Origin of the sequence: Leucobacter sp. M11, assembly GCF_035726885.1 — a bacterium.
Taxonomy (GTDB): Bacteria; Actinomycetota; Actinomycetes; order Actinomycetales; family Microbacteriaceae; genus JAPFRB01.
The window spans coordinates 318,860-321,107 of the sequence record NZ_JAPFRB010000005.1 but is presented as its reverse complement, the minus strand read 5'-3'; the positions used below and the strand labels follow the sequence as shown (position 1 = coordinate 321,107).

The following is a 2,248-nucleotide window of genomic DNA, read 5'->3' as shown; positions in this document are numbered from 1 at the left end:
CGGCGGTGCTCTGGGACATGGACGGCACCCTCGTCGACACCGAAGCCCTCTGGGTGCGCGCCGAGACGGAGCTGCTCGCGAGCTACGGCCGGGAGCTGCCCGCCGACGCCCACGAGCTCCTGATCGGCTCCGGGCTCTGGGACGCCGCGGCGTACCTCCAGGGCCTCGGCGTCGACCTGCACCCCGACGAGATCGTCGCGCGGCTCGCCCGGACGGTCGGCGACGGGATCCGCGCCGGGGAATCGATTTGGCGTCCCGGCGCACGAGAGCTCCTCGCGGACCTCGGCCGGGCCGGGGTGCCCTGCGCCCTCGTCACGATGTCGGTTCGGTCCCTCGCGGAGCTGGTCCTCGCGAGCCTGCCAGCGGGCACCTTCCAGCTCATCGTGCCCGGCGACGAGGTCGAGCACGAGAAACCGCACCCCGCCCCGTATCTGCAGGGCGCGGCGCTGCTCGGCGTCCCCATTGCGGACTGCGTCGCGCTCGAGGACTCGCCGACGGGTCTGCGCTCCGCCGCCGCGTCCGGCGCGGTCACCCTCGGAATCCCGAATATGGTTGACCTGAGCGCCGCTCCGGCGCACCAGATCCTCCCCACCCTCGCCGGCATCGGTTCCGCCGAGCTCGGGGAGCTGTTCACCGCACACCACGGCTCCCAGCCGACGGAAGGCCCGCACACCCGATGACCCAGTCGCCCGACACCCCCGCCGCCCAGATCACGCGCCCCCAGAGCGGCCCGTTCCAGCTGGGCGACCGCGTCCAGCTGACCGGACCGAAGGGGCGCAAGAACACGATCACGCTGATCGCGGACGGTGAGTTTCACAGCCACCGCGGGGTGATCGCCCACGCCGCGATCGTCGGCCTGCCGGACGCCTCCGTCATCGAGAACTCCTCCGGCGAGGAGTACCTCGCGATCCGCCCCCTGCTCGCCGACTACGTGATGTCGATGCCGCGCGGCGCGGCGATCGTGTACCCGAAGGACGCGGCCCAGATCGTCTCCCTCGGTGACATCTTCCCCGGCGCGACCGTGGTCGAGGCCGGCGTCGGCTCGGGCGCGCTCACGCTGAACCTGCTCCGCGCGATCGGCCCAGAGGGCCGCCTCGCCTCCTTCGAGCGCCGGGAGGAGTTCGCCGAGATCGCGAGCGCCAACATCTCCGGCTTCCTCGGCCACGACCCCGCCAACTGGTCGGTCACGGTCGGCGACCTCCAGGACGAGCTCGAGGCCCGGTTCGCGGAGGGCGAGGTCGACCGCGTCGTGCTCGACATGCTCGCCCCCTGGGAGTGCGTGCCCGCCGTGGCCCGCGCCCTGAAGCCCGGCGGGGTCGTCATCTGCTACGTCGCCACCGCGACCCAGCTCTCCCGCACCGCGGAGGAGCTGCGCCGCAGCGGGCTGTTCACCCACCCGCAGTCCTCCGAGACGATGGTCCGCGGCTGGCACGTCGAGGGGCTTGCCGTGCGCCCGGACCACCGGATGGTCGCGCACACCGGCTTCCTGATCACCGCCCGCCGCCTGGCCCCCGGCGTGGTGCTCCCCGAGCTGAAGCGCCGCGCCTCGAAGGGCGATTTCTCTGAGGAGGACGTCGCCGCCTGGACCCCCGACCTCATCGGGGAGCGGCCCAAGAGCGAGAAGATTCTGCGCAAGAACCTGCGCCAGGCCCGGGAGATCTCCGAACGGGCGCGGGATCGCGCCGAGGACCCCACGCTCGACTAAGCTAATCCTGGCGCCCCCGGCGCCGACCGTCACCCTCGGGAAGGACCCCATGTCTGTTCGTCGCATCGCTACCGCCTCCGCCAGCGCGTCCGCGCTGTTGCTGACCCTCGGCCTGACTGCCTGCGGGCAGGCGCCCGCCGCGGAGGCGTGCTCTCCCGAGCTGACGTCCGGGTCCATCACGGACACCGTGACCGCGCTCGGGGAGTTCGGCACCGAGCCCGTCGTGAACATCCCGACCCCGGTCGGCTCCGCGACGAGCCAGCGGCTGGTCGCCCACGAGGCCGAGGACCGCAGCCAGGTTGCCCAGCTGGGCGGCATCGTCGGCTTCGACTTTGTCATGTACGAGGGCACGACCGGGCAGCTCATTCAGAGCACCCCCTTCGGCACGAAGAACGGCAGCTCCGCGATCCTGATGGACGAGGCGGCCACGCTGCCCGGCATGGTGAAGGGCTTCGCCTGCGCGGCCCCCGGCGACCGCGTCATCCTGTCCCTCGCCCCGCAGGACGCCTTCGGCGTCGAGCAGAACCTCATGCAGGGCCTGCC

2 protein-coding genes and 1 pseudogene are annotated in these 2,248 nt (G+C 72.4%); all 3 read left to right on the top strand.

Annotation, left to right across the window (positions count from 1 at the left end):
- Nucleotides 1–680, top strand: a 680-nt coding sequence (locus OOT08_RS16870) for an HAD family hydrolase (RefSeq protein WP_325093984.1), incomplete at its 5' end; no start/stop codon positions are given.
- Nucleotides 677–1,705 carry a tRNA (adenine-N1)-methyltransferase gene (locus tag OOT08_RS16865; RefSeq protein WP_325093983.1) on the top strand — a complete coding sequence of 343 codons (1,029 nt, stop codon included), beginning with the start codon at nucleotides 677–679 and terminating at the stop codon, nucleotides 1,703–1,705. The genes OOT08_RS16870 and OOT08_RS16865, both read left to right, overlap by 4 nt.
- A gap of 49 nt (nucleotides 1,706–1,754) precedes the next feature.
- Nucleotides 1,755–2,248: pseudogene (locus tag OOT08_RS16860) on the top strand (hypothetical protein); the annotation flags it as partial.